The sequence below is a fragment of the Pseudomonas triticifolii genome, assembly GCF_014358015.1.
GTDB lineage: Bacteria > Pseudomonadota > Gammaproteobacteria > Pseudomonadales > Pseudomonadaceae > Aquipseudomonas > Aquipseudomonas triticifolii.
Genome location: NZ_JACONV010000001.1, coordinates 881,900 through 898,484, shown reverse-complemented (window position 1 = coordinate 898,484; position 16,585 = coordinate 881,900). Strand labels below are relative to the sequence as shown.

Annotated in this window: 12 protein-coding genes; 2 read left to right on the top strand and 10 right to left on the bottom strand. The window is 59.3% G+C overall.

All coding sequences use genetic code 11. The features are described from left to right. Positions 1-139: 139 nt before the first annotated feature. Positions 140-2,395: a bifunctional 23S rRNA (guanine(2069)-N(7))-methyltransferase RlmK/23S rRNA (guanine(2445)-N(2))-methyltransferase RlmL gene (rlmKL, locus tag H8S56_RS03890; protein ID WP_024695359.1), complete on the top strand. Its 2,256-nt coding sequence runs from the start codon at positions 140-142 to the stop codon at positions 2,393-2,395. A gap of 138 nt (positions 2,396-2,533) precedes the next feature. Next, a complete protein-coding gene (locus H8S56_RS03885; RefSeq protein ID WP_187517913.1) occupies positions 2,534-4,906 on the top strand; it encodes a sensor domain-containing diguanylate cyclase in 2,373 nt (790 codons plus the stop codon). 89 nt (positions 4,907-4,995) lie between these two features. Here H8S56_RS03885 and dacB read toward each other — a convergent pair whose 3' ends face one another. The 10 genes from dacB to H8S56_RS03835 form a co-directional block, all read right to left on the bottom strand. After that, positions 4,996-6,465, bottom strand: a complete 1,470-nt coding sequence (dacB, locus tag H8S56_RS03880) for a D-alanyl-D-alanine carboxypeptidase/D-alanyl-D-alanine endopeptidase (protein WP_024686569.1) — start codon at positions 6,463-6,465, stop codon at positions 4,996-4,998. Positions 6,466-6,941: 476 nt separating this feature from the next. Further along, positions 6,942-7,286, bottom strand: coding sequence for a YggL family protein (locus H8S56_RS03875; protein ID WP_024686568.1), 345 nt, complete (start codon positions 7,284-7,286; stop codon positions 6,942-6,944). A gap of 139 nt (positions 7,287-7,425) precedes the next feature. Continuing rightward, positions 7,426-11,064, bottom strand: a complete 3,639-nt coding sequence (locus tag H8S56_RS03870; protein ID WP_187517912.1) for a transporter substrate-binding domain-containing protein — start codon at positions 11,062-11,064, stop codon at positions 7,426-7,428. Positions 11,065-11,072: 8 nt separating this feature from the next. Next, the gene (locus tag H8S56_RS03865; RefSeq protein WP_024686530.1) at positions 11,073-11,699 is read right to left on the bottom strand and encodes a response regulator transcription factor; all 627 of its coding nucleotides are present in this window, start codon (positions 11,697-11,699) and stop codon (positions 11,073-11,075) included. Between the two features lie 339 nt (positions 11,700-12,038). Continuing rightward, positions 12,039-12,437: a response regulator gene (locus H8S56_RS03860; RefSeq protein WP_187517911.1), complete on the bottom strand. Its 399-nt coding sequence runs from the start codon at positions 12,435-12,437 to the stop codon at positions 12,039-12,041. A gap of 347 nt (positions 12,438-12,784) precedes the next feature. After that, a complete protein-coding gene (locus H8S56_RS03855) occupies positions 12,785-14,116 on the bottom strand; it encodes a deoxyguanosinetriphosphate triphosphohydrolase (RefSeq protein ID WP_024686528.1) in 1,332 nt (443 codons plus the stop codon). 63 nt (positions 14,117-14,179) lie between these two features. Continuing rightward, the gene (locus tag H8S56_RS03850; RefSeq protein ID WP_024686527.1) at positions 14,180-15,343 is read right to left on the bottom strand and encodes an EAL domain-containing protein; all 1,164 of its coding nucleotides are present in this window, start codon (positions 15,341-15,343) and stop codon (positions 14,180-14,182) included. 130 nt (positions 15,344-15,473) lie between these two features. Further along, positions 15,474-15,815, bottom strand: a complete 342-nt coding sequence (locus H8S56_RS03845; RefSeq protein WP_024688004.1) for a hypothetical protein — start codon at positions 15,813-15,815, stop codon at positions 15,474-15,476. Continuing rightward, positions 15,812-16,204, bottom strand: coding sequence for a phage holin family protein (locus H8S56_RS03840; protein WP_024688003.1), 393 nt, complete (start codon positions 16,202-16,204; stop codon positions 15,812-15,814). The genes H8S56_RS03845 and H8S56_RS03840 overlap by 4 nt, the downstream gene beginning before the upstream one ends. Positions 16,205-16,208: 4 nt before the next feature. Beyond that, positions 16,209-16,523, bottom strand: a complete 315-nt coding sequence (locus tag H8S56_RS03835; RefSeq protein ID WP_024688002.1) for a DUF883 family protein — start codon at positions 16,521-16,523, stop codon at positions 16,209-16,211. Positions 16,524-16,585: the final 62 nt, after the last annotated feature.

The window sequence follows — 16,585 nt, the reverse complement described above, 5'->3', positions numbered from 1 at the left end:
CCTTGATCACATGGCAGGTTGATGCAGCGGACCGGCACATTTAACGTGCCACGCAGGCGTACTCCAAGAAAGGCGCCTGTTTAAAATCTGGTCGGGCAATGCGTTGCCCGCCGCTGACGGCTCAGGCCCTGGAATACACATGTCGGATCGCTACGAACTTTTCCTCACTTGCCCCAAAGGTCTTGAAGGACTGCTGGCTGAAGAGGCCACGGCACTCGGCCTTGAGGACACCCGCGAACACACCTCGGCGATTCGCGGCTCGGCCGACATGGAGACCGCTTACCGGCTGTGCCTGTGGTCCCGTCTTGCCAACCGCGTGTTGCTGGTGCTCAAACGCTTCCCGATGAAGGACGCCGAAGACCTGTACCACGGCGTTCTCGACGTCGAATGGCATGATCATCTCGAGTCGGACGGCACCATTGCCGTGGAATTCAGCGGTCACGGGTCGGGCATCGACAACACCCACTTCGGTGCGCTGAAGGTCAAGGATGCGATTGTCGACAAGCTGCGCACGCCTGACGGTGAACGCCCCTCGGTGGACAAGATCAATCCCGATCTGCGCGTGCACCTGCGCCTGGATCGCGGCGAAGCGATTCTGTCACTGGACCTGTCCGGCCATAGCCTGCACCAGCGTGGTTATCGTTTGCAGCAGGGTGCTGCTCCCCTGAAAGAAAACCTTGCTGCGGCCATCCTTGTCCGTGCCGGGTGGCCGCGCATCGCAGCCGAAGGCGGCGCGCTGGCCGACCCCATGTGTGGTGTGGGCACCTTTCTGGTTGAGGCCGGCCTGATTGCTGCCGATATTGCACCGAACATCAAGCGTGAGCGCTGGGGGTTCTCTGCCTGGCTGGGCCACGTTCCGGCCCTGTGGCGCAAGCTGCATGACGAGGCGCTGGCGCGTGCCGAGGCCGGCCTTGCCAAGCCCCCTCTGTGGATTCGTGGCTACGAGGCCGACCCGCGTCTGATTCAGCCTGCGCGCAACAACATCGAGCGCGCAGGGCTGAGCGACTGGATCAAGGTCTATCAGGGCGAAGTCGCGACCTTCGAGCCGCGGCCGGATCAGAATCAGAAAGGTCTGGTCATCTGCAACCCGCCGTATGGCGAGCGTCTGGGCGACGAAGCCAGCCTGCTGTATCTCTACCAGAACCTGGGCGAGCGTCTGCGTCAGTCCTGCCTGAACTGGGAAGCCGCCGTATTCACCGGCGCGCCTGACCTGGGCAAGCGCATGGGCATTCGCAGCCACAAGCAGTATTCGTTCTGGAACGGCGCGCTTCCCTGCAAGTTGCTGCTGATCAAGGTGCTGCCGGACCAGTTCGTCACCGGCGAGCGCCGCACCCCGGAACAACGTCAGATCGAGCGCGAAACCCCGGTCGAGGCCGAGGTTGAAGTCGAGAAGAAATTCAACAAGAACGGCAACCCGATCAAGCCTGCCCCTGTGGTGGTCGAGCAGGCCCGTTTGAGCGAAGGCGGGCAGATGTTTGCCAATCGTCTGCAGAAGAACCTCAAGCTGATGGGCAAGTGGGTGCGCCGCGAGGGCATCGACTGCTATCGCGTGTACGACGCCGACATGCCCGAGTACTCGATGGCCATCGACCTGTATCACGATTGGGTGCATGTGCAGGAATACGCTGCGCCCAAGTCCATCGACCCAGAGAAAGCCTCGGCCCGTCTGTTCGACGCGCTGGCGGCCATTCCCCAGGCGCTGAACATCGACAAGAGCCGTGTGGTGATCAAGCGTCGCGAGCGTCAGAGCGGTACTCGTCAGTACGAACGCCAGAGCGCACAGGGTCAGTTCCTGGAAGTCAGCGAAGGCGGCGTCAAGCTGCTGGTCAACCTGACCGATTACCTGGACACCGGGCTGTTCCTCGATCATCGCCCGATGCGCATGCGCATCCAGCGTGAGGCCGCTGGCAAGCGCTTCCTCAACCTGTTTGCCTATACCGCAACCGCTAGCGTTCACGCGGCCAAGGGCGGTGCGCGCAGCACCACCAGCGTCGACCTGTCGCGTACTTACCTGGACTGGGCGCGTCGCAACCTGTCGCTTAATGGTTTCTCCGACAAGAACCGTCTGGAGCAGAGCGACGTTACGGTCTGGCTGCAGGCTTGTCGTGAAGAGTACGACCTGATCTTTATTGATCCGCCGACGTTCTCCAACTCCAAGCGCATGGAAGGCGTGTTCGACGTGCAGCGTGATCAGGTCGAGTTGATCGACCTGGCCATGGCGCGTCTGGCACCGGGTGGCGTGCTGTATTTCTCCAACAACTTCCGCAAGTTCGTGCTCGACGAAAACCTGGGCCAGCGTTATGCCGTGGAGGAGATCACTGCGCAGACCATCGACCAGGATTTTGCCCGCAACAGCAAGATTCACCGGGCCTGGAAGATCACTGCGCGCGCGTGATGCACGGTGTGAACAACGAATCTGTGCACTGAGTGCACAGGTTCGTTCATCACCCACTAGGCAAATTACTGGCGAATAGCTATAAACAATGCACAGCCAGCGTGGCGCAACACCCTGTTGGCGTCATGAGTTGTGTCTATGGTGGCGAAAAGGTTCAGGCTCAGGGTGCTGGGCTTCATCAGCGAGCAGGTTTCAGCGTGGCTGGTTGCGGTCCTGACGTTTGTGGTCGGTGCCGCGCTGACGCTCATGCTGGCGCTGGCTGACCATGACCATTACCAATACCAGTTGCGGCAGCGTTTCGACATCCTGGCCTCCGAGCGCTTCAGCCGTATTCAGGAGCGTCTTGACCGTCAGGTCAGCAGGCTGGACACCGTCCGCCGCTTCTTTCTTTTCTCAGAGCAGGTCGATAAAGCCGAATACGACGGCTTCGTTGCACCACTGTTGGTGGGCACTCAGGCGTATGCCTGGAACCCAAGGGTGACTCAGGCCGAGCGGGCCGGGTTCGAGCAGTCGATGCGCAGCCGGGGATTGCCTGAGTTTTCCATCCGTGAGCTTGATGAGAATGGCCTGTTGACCCCCGCAGGCGAGCGTGCCGAATACTTTCCGGTCCTGTATATCGATTCGCTGAGCAAGATCCCGCCGCCGTTGGGTTTCGATATTTATTCTGAGCCGATACGACGTCTTGCGGTGGACCGGGCGCGACAGCTCAACCACGTCGTTGCGACGCCACGCATCAAACTGCTGGCACTCGATCCTACGGACAGTCTGGGCGTGCTGTTGGTCGCCCCTGTGTTTTCCGCCAGTCCTTTACCCGATCAACCACCCGCACTCCGAGGCATGCTTACAGCGGTCATCAGCCTTGCCCAGTTGATGAGTGTCGGACCCACTGAACGGGACAATCTGGCAATCACGCTTACTGACCTGAGCGTACAGCCGACACCTGAACAGGTTTACCAGTCGTCTGTTGTCGGCATTGCCGATGGCCTTTATCAGAGTACCGTGCTGAGCTTTGGTGATCGGGATTATCTGCTGGAAGTCCGGCCCTCCAAACTGTTCCAGAAAAACAACCGGATGACCACTGACAACATCATCTTGCTCGGTGGCTTGCTGAGCCTGATGCTCAGTGCACTGCTCTACAGCCTCATTGGCCAGCGTCAGCGAGCGCTTCTGCGGGTGGATCTGCGCACGCGTGAGCTGCGTGCGAGCGAGCAGCAACTGCGGGTCGCCAATGGCCAGTTGCGCAACGTGTTGGATGCCGCGACCGAGGTGGCGATCATTGCCACCGACCTGAATGGCGTCATCAGCACGTTCAACGTGGGCGCTCAGAGAATGCTCGGTTATTCGGATAAAGAGGTGCTGGGCCGGTTCATGCTCAAGGACTTTCAGCAGCCAGCGTCAACCGCCGCCAGTGGCGACGGCGACACTGTGCTCTTGCAGGACATGCTGACGGCGGCCTCGCAGGACGGAAGCCATTCGGCACGCGAGCTGATCTTTCGACGACGTGACGGGACGACGCTGGTGGTCAGCATGCTGGTCACTGCCATGCGTGATGATCAGGGGCATTGGACCGGCTGCCTGGCCGTGTGTACGGACATGACCGAGCATCGACGGGTGCACGACGCACTGGAGGCCCAGGGACAGCTGCTGAAGAAGCTGAGTTCGCAGGTTCCGGGCGGTATCTATCAGTTCCAGCTCGATGCCGATGGCCAATCGCGTTTCAGGTACGTCAGCGCTGGCATGTGCGAGTTGTTTGAGCTGGATGAGGCGCAGCTATTGGTCGATGCTGAAATCCTGCTGCGCCGTATTCACCCGACGGATCTGCTCAGGATCAGGGGGTCGATCGTTCCCAGCGCCCAACAACTGACACCCTGGAGCGAAGAGTATCGCGTGCAGTTGCCCAAGAAAGGCTTGCGCTGGCTGCGCGCTGCCTCAACGCCTGAACAGTTGGAGGGCGGTGCTGTGTTGTGGCACGGGTTCGTGTCCGACATCTCAGACCTCAAGCGAGTCGAGCAGGAGCTGCGTGCACTGTCTGTGACCGATGTACTAACGGGAGCCTTCAATCGGCGTTATTTTCAGGATCGGTTGCAGGCCGAGCTCAAGCGTATCGACAGGAAAGGTGGGGACCTGTCGATCATCATGCTCGATATCGACCATTTCAAACGCATCAATGACCGATTCGGGCATGGTATGGGGGATCTGGTGCTCAAGGCGGTCTCGCAGCGAATCACTCAGCGCCTGCGCACCGATGACGTTTTTTGCAGGTTGGGCGGCGAAGAGTTCATGGTGCTGTGCCCTGGAACACAAGGCAGCCACGCCTATCAGTTGGCCCTGAGCCTGCGAGACGAGTTGGGTTGTGCTGATATCGAGGGCGTGGGCCGTGTGACTGCGAGCTTCGGAATTGCCAGTTGGCGCGAAGGCGAAGGGATAGACGCGATGCTGCAGCGCGCCGATTCGGGCGTTTACGCGGCCAAGCAGTCGGGCCGTGACAAGGTAGAGCCAGAGCAGGCCTGATCGGAGTCAGGCCGCTGCGCTTTGTCGCAGGCTTTGTACGTAAAGTGGCTGCACTCGCCGACGTTACGTACAGCGCGGGTCAGGTGGTGTCAGGGCTGCTGGATCGACACCGTGGTATTGCCCAGCTTGGGCTGACGGTAGAGGTCGACCAGTACCTCGTCGAGCACCGAGGATGCACCGAACGGGCGTGGATCGTTGAGAATTGCCACGACAGCCCAAGTATTGCCGTTACTGTCGCGGCTGAAGCCTGCAATGGCACGTACAGTATTGAGTGTGCCGGTCTTGATGTGCGCCTCACCCAGCAACGGAGTGCGTTTCAGGCGTTTGCGCATGGTGCCGTCCAGACCCGCTAATGGCATCGAGCTCATGAACTCGGCGGCGTATGGGCTGCGCCACGCCGCTTGTAGAATCACGGCCATTTCACGCGCGCTGACGCGTTCGGCGCGGGACAGACCTGAGCCGTTCTCCATCACCAGATGTGGCGCTGTGATGCCTTTTTTCGCCAGCCAGCCGCGAATCACCCGCTGCGCGGCCTTGGCGTCATCGCCGTCTGCGTCACTGCGAAATTCTTCACCCAGGCTGAGAAACAGCTGCTGCGCCATGGTGTTGTTGCTGTACTTGTTGATGTCGCGAATGACTTCCACAAGGTCCGGAGAAAACGCCTTGGCCAGCAGCTTGGCGTTGCCCGGCACGACATCGACACGGTCCTTGCCCTGAATGGTGCCGCCCAGCTCCTGCCAGATCGCGCGTACGGCACCTGCTGCGTAGGTCGGGTGGTCCAATAGCGACAGGTAAGTCTGGGAGTTGCAGCCATTGCCCAGTTGACCGGTCACCGTCACCTTGACGCTGCCGTCAGGCTGGGTCACCGGGTTGTAGCGCACATCGCCCGTACACTGCCTGGACGCGACAGCCTTGACCTGATTGTCGACCTGAATCGTGGCGATGGGCGGTTCGACCGACACCAGGATGCGGCCGTCATCGTTGCGGGTAATAAAGCGCAGGGCCTTGAGGTTGACCATCAGCGAGTCCGGTTTGACCAGAAACGGCTTGTTGTCGTCGTTGCCGTCATCGTTGAACACCGGCAATTGCGGTTGTACGAAATGACTGCGATCCAGCACCAGATCGCCGGTGACCTGCTGCACGCCATTGGCACGCAGGTCGCGCATCAGCAGCCAGAGCTTTTCCATGTTCAGCTTTGGGTCACCGCCGCCCTTGAGGTACAGGTTGCCGCGCAGCACGCCGTTGCTCAGGGTGCCGTCGGTGAAGAATTCGGTTTTCCACTGGTGGGTAGGGCCGAGGATTTCCAGTGCCGCGTAGGTGGTAATCAGCTTCATGGTGGAGGCCGGGTTCACCGATACGTCAGCATTGAACACAGTCGGCGTGCCGGGACCATTGAGCGGCAGCATGACCAGCGACAGTGCGTCATCGCCGAGTTTGCTGGCCTTGAGGGCCTGTTGAACCTTGGGGGACAGTGTGGTGTTGATGACGGCCGCATTGACGGTAAAGGCCATGGGAACGAGCAAAGTAGCGATCAGAAGAGAGCGAAACGGCTTGATCATGAATAAAACCCTACTGCATAAGGGGAAACAAAAATGAGGGCGTGGATGAATGCCCTCGGTAACCAGTCGCTGACTATTGGGTAACTTGAACGGTTCGGGTCACTGCCGTGGCGTAACTATAGTGAAAATTCAAAACCGTTGAAAAATCAAAACCCGTGAAAAAATGAATACAACGAACGGCGAAAACGAATAGTCGAACACGCAAAAATGAACGTGCGAAAACGCAAAGGGTGCGCAGGGGGGGCGTTGCTCTGCTGCCACCTGCGCCCAGGCGTGCGGCATTATGCCCCAAGCAGGGTCGGCATGTGATGGGGCAGGCGTCAGGAAAACGCTATTTTTTCAAGCTTCTGACAGGCCATCTTCAGGTGATGCGCGTCTTGGGGCAGGCATCGACAGGATTTAAGGCAGGCGTGGCGCAAAAAAATAGGGCCATCACAGAGGATGGCCCTACCGAACATCAGTGCGCTTCGAAGGTATCAGGCAGCCTGATTGATCGGCTTTTCTGGGTACCAGGCGTCAAGCAACGGGCTGACTTCTACGCTGTTCACTTCGTCGCGGCCTTTGAGCCAGGCTTCAACGATGTGGCGCTGCTCTTCAGTGACCGAACCACGCTTGGCCAGGCAGACCAGACCGTAGTCATCGCCACCGACGTAGTCGAGCCCGTTTGCGTCCATCGCTTCAGTCAGGAACGCGTCGAGGAATGCATCGATTGCCTCGTCAGCCAGATCTTCCTTGAAGCCCAGGTTAAGTTCGAACCCCAATTCCTGGAACTCGTCCACACACAGTTTTTTGCGCAGACGGCGGGAGCGGTTAGTGGCCATGAAACATTCCTCTTGAGTAATTACGCGGCGCACTTTACCAGTTTCAAGGGGGTGATGCCCGAATGAGTGCACAGCGACCTGCATTTTGTTACCTGCAGGCGACTGTGATGCAGGTGTAGCTGGACTGGCAGATCCAGCGTCAAGGCGCGGTATGCCCGGGTGTTTCGGCCTTGCTTTGTTGGGCGACCAGTGCCCGTTCAAGTTCGATCATGGTCGTATTGACCACCTCGTGGGCAGCTTGCAGCTGGGCGTCAGTTGCGTCTGGCTCACAGGCCGCCTCAAGCGCGTCGCAGGCCTTGACTACCTGAGCGGCGCTGATGATGCGGGCGGCACCCTTTATGCGGTGGGCCATTTCACGAACATCGTCACGATGGCCTTCAAGCATGAGGGTAGTGAGCAATTGTCGATCCTCCCGGTTGCTCTGAAGGAGTTGGGCAAGCAGGCGCTTGACCATCTCGGGACGCTCGCCCGTCAGGCTGTGGACGCTGCTCAGGTTAAAGGCGGGTGCTGTATGTACAACCGGCTCCAGATGAGCCAGTTTTTCGCTGAGCAGCGCCAGGCTGATGGGTTTGAACAGGCAATCGTTCATTCCCGCGTCCAGGCACCGGTGGATTTCTTCAGGCTGAGCGTTGGCCGTGAAACCCCAGACCGGGCATGGCTCAAGCGTGAGGGATTGTTCATGAGCGCGTATGCCACGGGTCAGATCGTAACCGTTCATGACCGGCATATTGCAATCGGCGACCACCAGATCGAAGTGGTTGCCCATCCAGCGCTCCAGTCCTTGTGCACCGTTCTCGGCGACCTCGCAGCGATGCCCCAGAAAACCCAGTTGCTCGCAGAGCAGCAACCGATTGGCCGGGTGGTCATCGACGATCAGGATGTGCAGAACGTGGGCCGCTGCTGGCGGCGGATCACGCTGTACAGGAAGGTTGAGGGCCGGGTCCAGCGGAGTGAGCAGCAGGTGCATGTTGATCTGCGTGCCGTTTCCCGGTTCGCTGGTCAGCGTCAGGGTGCCACCCATCATCTCGCACAGGCTGCGACAGATGACCAGCCCCAGGCCTGCACCGGTACGGGCCATCTGGCCGTTGTTGTCGACCTGGGCAAAGGGCTCGAATAGCCTGCGCTGGTCTTCGGCGCTGATGCCGATGCCGCTGTCCTGCACGGTGACATGGAGCTTTAGCTGGCTGGAGTCGGGGATCTCGCTGGCTTGCAGCACGACCCTGACTTCACCTCGCTGGGTAAATTTGATGGCATTGCTGACCAGATTCGAGAGGATCTGCTTGAAGCGTAACGGGTCAAGCAGTACGTCGGTATTGATCCGGCTGTCCAGTTCAAGCGCCAGGACCAGATTTTTCTGTCGTGCCAACCCCTCGAAGACCCTCACGACCGATTCCACCAGTTGCCTGAGATTGGCGCGTTCCGGGTTTAGCGCCAATCGACCGGATTCGATGCGGGCGATGTCGAGAATATCGCCGATCAGGTCCAGCAGTTCCTTTGCCGACCCGTAGGCGACTTCGATCGCCGATCGGTCCAGTTCACCCTGATCGGCGCGCTTGAGCGCCAGTTCAAGCATGCCGATGACCGCATTCATGGGGGTGCGGATCTCGTGGCTCATGGTGGTCAGGAACGTGCTCTTGGCGCGGCTGGCGGCATCGGCCTGTTCCTTGGCTGTCTGCAGATCCTCGATGAGCTGGCGGCGCTCGCTGATGTCGATCCAGCCGCCAATGATGCCTTGCACTTCACCCAGCGTGTCACGGAAGGGCAAAATCCAGTGATAGATGGTCAGCTCCCGATCGCCGATATGCAACGTGCGATCCAGAACCATCGCGGTGTTGCTGTCCATCACGCGCTGGTAGTCGGCGGCGTATTCCTTTGCTTCGAATGTGTTGCTGAAAATACCCTCGGTGGCGCTCTTGCCAATAATGTCCTCGCGTTGCGCCGTGAACGCTGTCAGGTAGCTGTCGTTGCACATGCGCAGCAGGCCTTCCCGGTCACGCACGTAAATGGGGTGAGGCGTGCCATCGACCAGTGCCCGCATGAACTCGAACTGATCGCCAAGCGCTCGTTCCGCTGCCTCGCGCTGCTTGATCTGGCGACGCATGTAGGCGTTCCATGCCAGCAGGCCGATCAGCAGGAGTCCGGCTCCGGTCAGAATCTGGTAGATCAGTCGCTGGTAGTCGTGCCAGTTGGCACCGGCAGGTGAGTAGGAGCGCCAGCGATTGTTGATCACGGCCATTTCTTGGGGCGCGATACTGGCCAGCGCCTTGTCGAGGATCGAACTCAGTTCAGTGGCGTTGCGGGAGGTGGCCATGGAAATCAACGCCGGATCCTCGCCGGCTGTGGCGGTGATCTGCAATCGATCGCCGAAAATGCCCGATGACAGAAAGTAGTTGGCGCTGAGCAGCGAGGTGACGGTGCCTTCGGTTCTGCCAAGTGCCAGCATGTCCAGCGCCTGGAACGGATTGTCGACTTCAACCGCCACGATTTCAGGGTGCTCACGGCGTAGCCAGTTCAAAAGTGAGCTGCCTCGGGTGACCGACAGTCGCTTGCCTTTCAGTTGCTCCAGATGGATCGGCGAGCCGGTATCCTTGCGCGTTACGAGGACGAAAGAGGTGTCGATATAGGGGCGGCTGAACGTCAGCTGGTCCTCGCGTTCGTCGCTGGAATCCAGTGCACCGATCATGTCTGCCTGACCCTGACTGACCTGATTCATCATGTCGCCCAGACTTGCCGCGCGCTGAATTTCGAACCTCAGCCCGGTCCGCAAGCGTATCTGCTCAAGTACCTCTGCCGTGATGCCACGGAAGTTGCCCGAGGTATCGAAGAATGTCAGGGGTGCATAGACCTCGTTGACGAGGACGCGCACCGTCGGATGCTGGGCAATCCAGCGTTCCTCTCGCTGGGTCAGTTGCAGCTTCTGGTCAGTGAGCAGCAGGTCGCTGCCCGCGCTCCAGCGCTTGGAAATGTCGATGCGCTCTTCGACAGGTATGGCCTTGAGTGTCTGGTTGATGATGCCCAGCAATAGTGTGTTTTCCTGCCGGACGGCGAAACTGAAGCCATCGGCCTCATGCTTGCCAAAGTTGGCCATCCGTACATTGTTCAGATAACCCTTGTTGATCACGTACTGGGTCGAGATGGTATCGCCCAGAAATACGTCTGCCTGATTGAAGGCAACAGCGTTTATCGCGCTTTGAAAGGACGGATAGGTACGCAGGGTAGCGTTCGGGTAGGTCGCCTTGACGTCGGACAGGGGCAGGTAGTGATAGACCATGCTCAGACGCATGCCCAGCAGCCCATCAGTCAGAGGCCGCTTTTCCCCTATGCGTGTGACCAGTACCGGTTGATCCACCGAATAGGGTTGCGACAGAAGGATGTCACGGTCTTTGGCCTCGAATCCATTGGCCGTGCCCAGCAGATCGATCTGACCGTCGATCAGGGCTCTCATTGCCGCGTCCCGTGTGTCGAACCGCTGGATCCGGACGGGCAGGTCCAGTACTCGGGAAATGATGCCCGCGTAATCTGCCGTAATGCCTTCGTAGTCGTTGCCAGAGACAGTGATGTCGAAGGGAGGGTAGTCGGGTGCCGAGGTGCCGAGGATCAGCTCGCGCTTGCTGCGCACCCATTGCCACTGCGGGCTTTCCAGCTTCACGTCCATGTGAGCCGGGCTTGAACGGCCGAGCAGGGTGTAGCTGTCGGCGGCCTCGAGGCGGGCTTGCATGCCCCAGCCCAGGAACAGGCTGGTGGCCAGTATCAGGAAATGCTTGAAGCGCTTGGACATCCGGTCTCTCACACTAGCGCGTTGCGTTTTGCCATCTCGATAAGTTCTACCAAGGTCTTTGTTTTCAGTTTCTGCATCAGTCGCGTTTTGTATGTGCTGACCGTCTTGTTGCTGAGGAACATGCCTTTGGCTATTTCCTTGTTGGAACGGCCCTGCGCAAACAGTTGCAACACCATCAATTCGCGATCGTTGACCAACTTGAACAGTTCGATTTCGCTGGGATGCCCATCTTCACGAACAGCGGGCGCCAGTGCCTGGCTGGGGAAGTAATTGTAGCCGGATAATACCGCTTTCACCGAACTCAGCAATTCGCTGAGATCTTCCTGCTTGCACACGTAGCCGGCAGCACCTGACTGCATGCAGCGGATGGCGAACAGTTTGGGGGTCTGGGAAGTCAGCACCAGGATTTTGGAGGGCAGGCCCATGGTGTTGAAGCGGGCCAGTACTTCCAGGCCATCGAGCTTGGGAATGCTGATGTCGAGAATGATCAGGTCCGGCATGCATTCGCGGACCATCTGCATGGCATCCACACCATTATCGGTCTCGCCAACGACCTCGTAGTTCTCGTTCTCGAGTAGCATTCTCACAGCCAGTCGAACAACAGGGTGGTCGTCGATGATAAAAACTGAGTTCATATTTCAATCCATACAAGCAGCGAAGAAAGCGCGCACCTTAGCTCAGATGTTCGGGCAGGCACATGAAGAGACTTGGTCGGCAGGCATATATAGGAAAGTTCCTACAGTATTTAGAGTATCGGAGTACGTAAATGCCTACTTTTATTGCGCTTTGTTTAAAAGCATGTCGCGCTTCAGTGTGATGATTAGTTTAAGTGTTACACCCCTGTTTATTGCGTTTGGGAATTAGCCTTCATGGTTGTCGCCGATTTCCCGAGGTACTGTCGGTTATCCGGCGCAGGCATGTCCCCGGCCGACATTGCACTTCGCACGTCGGATCGTCGATAGCTGCAGGCCGTGTCAGGGCGTCAGAGGCGGTTCGGCCAGCAGGCGTACAAGATCCGGCCCATGCAGTGGTTTGCTCAGGCAGCCCAGCAACGGCACACCTTGCTCGCTTGCCAGTGACTCCAGATCCAGCAGTTGCGGAGCGGGCAAGCCACTCAGAACAATGGCCTGACGTGCCAGACCTCTTCTGAACGCTTCGCTGATCAGATCCAGGCCGGGCTGATCCGGCAGGCCCTGATCACACAGGATGAGGTCGTAAGGTTGCGGGCTTCGTTCCATGGCCGCCATGGCTTCGCCAGCCGTGAGCACCGGGGTAAGCAGAAAGTAGCCTTGGTTGTTGAGCAGGATTTGCGTGGCGATCAGCTGAAAAGGATGATCCTCCACCAACAGGATTCGCAGATTGTGCTTGAACATGAGTTTTCCGGCTGAGTGCTGACGAAGCAGGGAAGAAGCGAGCCGGGGCGATACCTGCCTGCGGCCTCCAGTGGCGCAGACAGTTGGGCACCTCACCGGTTCGGCCATTGAAGTGGCGGGATTATTGGGGGGTAGCCGGAAAGGCTGCGATAGGATTCGTCCTATAAGCATGTAGGACTCACCCTAACAGCTTGTAAGGCCTGTCGTGAGCGAAGGCAAGATGAGTTAAAAGCCGAAGAAAAACCGTTGGGGCCGCGAGCGACCCCAAGGGTTCAAATGAGCACTTCTTGCCTGTCCTTGATGCCGTGCCCTCCATCTAATGCCTGAGCACACACAGTGTGCTGCGCTCAGATTTGCCCTGAGCGGCCGGTCATTTCCCGGGCCATCTCTGTGGCATAACTGTCGGTCATGCCAGCGATGAAATCGATCATGCGCAGGAACGATGCGTGCAAGGAGGCTTTGGGATCGGGCGCACTGCTGCCCAGCAGGTCGAGAATGCGTCGATGCTTGAAAGACGGTGTGCGTCCACCGTACTGCTCCACCGCCGCACCGCAAAAGGCGTTGAGCAGGATTTCCAGCGTGGTGTACGCGCCGATCTCATGCAGGGTCTTGCGCTTGTCCTGGAAAATCTTTTTGCGCGCCATGTCCTTGGCGTCCAGCACGCAACGTTTTGCCGGACCGTGCATGTGTTCCACCAGATCGCCATGCAGCGTGCCTGCGAGCAGGGCGTCCTGTTGCTCGACGAAGGCGCTGGCGGCCGCATCGGTCAGGTGCTCGATGGCCTTGCCACGCAGGATGGCCAGTTTACGTCGCCGCGAACCCTCGGGACCGAGCTGTCGATAGGTCTCCGGCAGGTCATCGCCCACCAGGCCGAGCAGCAGGGATTCGACTTCTGCGTAATCCAGTAGGTCCATCTCCAGACCGTCTTCAAGGTCGATGAGGGCGTAGCAGATGTCGTCGGCTGCCTCCATCAGGTATACCAGCGGATGCCGCGCCCAGCGTTGTTCCTCAAGCTGCGGCAGGCCAAGTTTGGCTGCGATCTGCTCCAGGATCGGCAGCTCGCTTTGATAGCAACCGAATTTGTGTTTCTTGTAGCCCAGCGAGTCCGCGTGGCGGGCTGTCCACGGGTATTTCAGGTAAGTGCCCAGCGTCGCATAGGTCAGGCGGGTGCCGCCGTCGAACTGGTGGTATTCCAGTTGCGTCAACACGCGAAAGCCTTGGGCGTTGCCTTCGAAATTCAGGAAGTCGTTACGTTCGACTTCGCTCATTGCATCCAGCCAGCCGCGTCCGGCCGCGTGATTGAACCAGTTGCGAATGGCGTCTTCGCCCGAATGGCCAAACGGCGGGTTACCGATGTCATGCGCCAGGCACGCCGACTGAATCACCATGCCCAGATCGCTGGGGTCGCACCAGTCGGGCAGGGCGCTGCGCAGGGTTTCACCGACCCGCATACCCAGCGAGCGCCCGACGCAACTGACTTCCAGCGAGTGGGTCAGGCGCGTATGGATATGGTCGTTGCTGGTGACAGGATGAACCTGGGTCTTGCGTCCCAGACGGCGGAAGGCACCCGAAAAGATGATGCGGTCATGGTCCTTGTGGAAAGGACTGCGTCCCAGCTCTTCAGGGCTGTGCAGGGTCTTGCCGAGTCGTTCGCGGTTAAGCAGGGTTTGCCAATCCAAGGCGTTCACTCCGTCAGTCGTATGGGGCTAGCTTCCCGGTTCGACGCTCGCGCCGCAAGGCCTTCACATCCCGGCGGCGTCGATATCGATCAGAAGCAGGCGATTGCCGTCGTCAAAGAACTGGCCTGCTGTCAGGCAGTACTGGTTGCTGGTCGCGTCGCGGTAGGTGTTGGACAGGGTCAGCCGACGTTCGTGCCAGCCCTCGGCAAGCAGGTGATAGAAGTAGGGACGCCACGACCAATTGTGTCCCAGGTACCGGGCGTCGGCGTGCCAGGCATCGTTGCGCCATTCCAGGTTGGGGGTCAATTGCGTGCCATGCCGATCACACTGATAGAAACGCAGCAGCCAGGGATAGTCGTGCAGTTGCGGCAGGGCGCTGATCGGTGCCTGCGTCTGCGCCCAGCGCTGCAGGCTGTCCATCAAGGTTGCCAGGCTCTGGCGCAGGCTCATCAGGCGTGCACGCTCTGCGACTTTGTGCAGCACGTAACGATCGCGCAGCTCGGCGAATCGGGCGACAAAGGCGTCAGCGGCAAAAAACGCCAGCTCGCCTCTGGCGAACAGATAACCCTGAACATAGCGCGCACCGCATTCCAGTGCGAAATGCAGTTCGGCCTCGGTCTCCACACCCTCAGCGATGATCCAACAGCCGGTTTTCTCGGCCATCAACGCCAGTGCCTTGACCACATCGCTGCTTGGGCCGCCTTTAGCCGCGGCCTGAAACAGGCGCATGTCGAGTTTGAGAATGTCCGGTTGCAGCGCCAGAACCCTGTCCAGTTGCGAGTACCCGGCACCGAAGTCGTCGATCGCGATACGTGCGCCGGCTTCTCTATAACGAGCAACCACTTCGCTCAAGCGATGGATGTCGCCGCCCAGCTCGGTGATCTCAAACACCACCCGCTCGGCGGGAACCCCGTGCTGCGCCAGTTGCGCAAGGCTCGGCAATGCCTGGCCCGGCCGCAATCGGCTGATCCAGCGAGGCGATATGTTCAGGCTCAGGAACCAGTCGCGCGGGGCTTCATGCAGACGGCTCAGCGCATGGTCGCGAATCAGGCGGTCGAGGCGTCGCAGTGCTACGGCAGAGGTGTGTGGGTCGTTGAACAGCGGCCCGACCGATTGCAGCTGCCCTGCGCTGTCGCGCAAGCGCCCAAGGGCTTCTACGCCCGCTATGCGGCCGGTGGCGGTGTCTATGAACGGCTGAAAGCAGGCAAGAGGTTGCCCTGAAATCACGTGGCTTTCCTTAGTGAGGGGTGAAGGTGGTTGAGGGATAGCGATATACGAACCAGGCCCGCTGCGGTGATCCGCAGCGGGCCTGGTTTCATACGGCAGGAGTTAGCAAGAATGCAGCCAACAGGAGGAATTAGCGTTTGCGGGCGCGATTTTGCAGGGCTATTTTGATCAGCGGCGTCAGGGTAATGCCCAGTTTGAGCAGCTTGCCGAGAAAGGTGGTACGCCCGGTCTTGACCCGCTTGCCGCTCAGGAAGCCCAGCAGCGCGACCGAACCCACTCCCCACAGTGGCGCGTGGCGGATGCCCAGTGCGCTTTTCCAGTCATTTCTCAAACCCCTGAAACGTTGCAGGGGCTGCATCAGCGTGGTGGATTCGTGGCGTATTTCCTGGCGGTGCATTTCCATGCGCAGCCGGATCAGCGCCTTACGCAGCTCGCGGCGGGTGTTGCCCTGATGTGATTTGGGTTCGCTCATGGCAGCAGTCGCTCGCGGTCATTGGCCAGTTCTTCAAGGGTCGCGTGGAACGGTGAGGACTCGTCGAAAATCGCCGCTTTCAATCGAAGTCCGCAAAACACTGCGGCCAGAAAGTAGAACGTACACAGACCGACAATGCCGGCCAGCCGGTAGCTATCCCACAACACGATCAGCAGCAGCGCCGAAAGCCCGGTCAGCAGCAACAGACCGAACACCAGCGCCAGTCCTGCAAACAACAGCAGACTGACAGTGCGTGCTTTCTGCTCCTGCAACTCGATGCCGAACAACTCGACATGGCTGTGCAGCAAGCCCAGGAAAGCGGCACCCAGGCGCCGCGGTGAAGAGCCTTGGTCCGCGTTGGGCGGACCTGATTCCGTTCCCAAAGTCATGGTCTTAACGCCTTGAGGCCAGCAGGCCGATCAGGAAACCGGCACCGGCGGCAAGGCCGACCGACTGCCAGGGGTTGGTCTGTACATACTCTTCGGTGGCGATAATTGCAGCTTCACCGCGTTGGCGCAGTGAGTCTTCAGTCTGCTTGATGGTCTCTTTGGCGCGCAGCAGGCTTTCCTGGATCTGGGCACGCAATTCATCTGCCTGATCGCCTGCGAGGGTCGCGGTGTGCGCCAGCAGTTTCTCGGTGTCAGCGACCAGGACCTGGAAGTCTGCCATCAGGATTTCCTGAGCATTGTGTGCGGTTTGGCGAGGCATGGTGTTCTCCGTTTGGTGGCGTATGGATGGTTCGAGTACAGGGAATTGGCGAAGGTTCATTT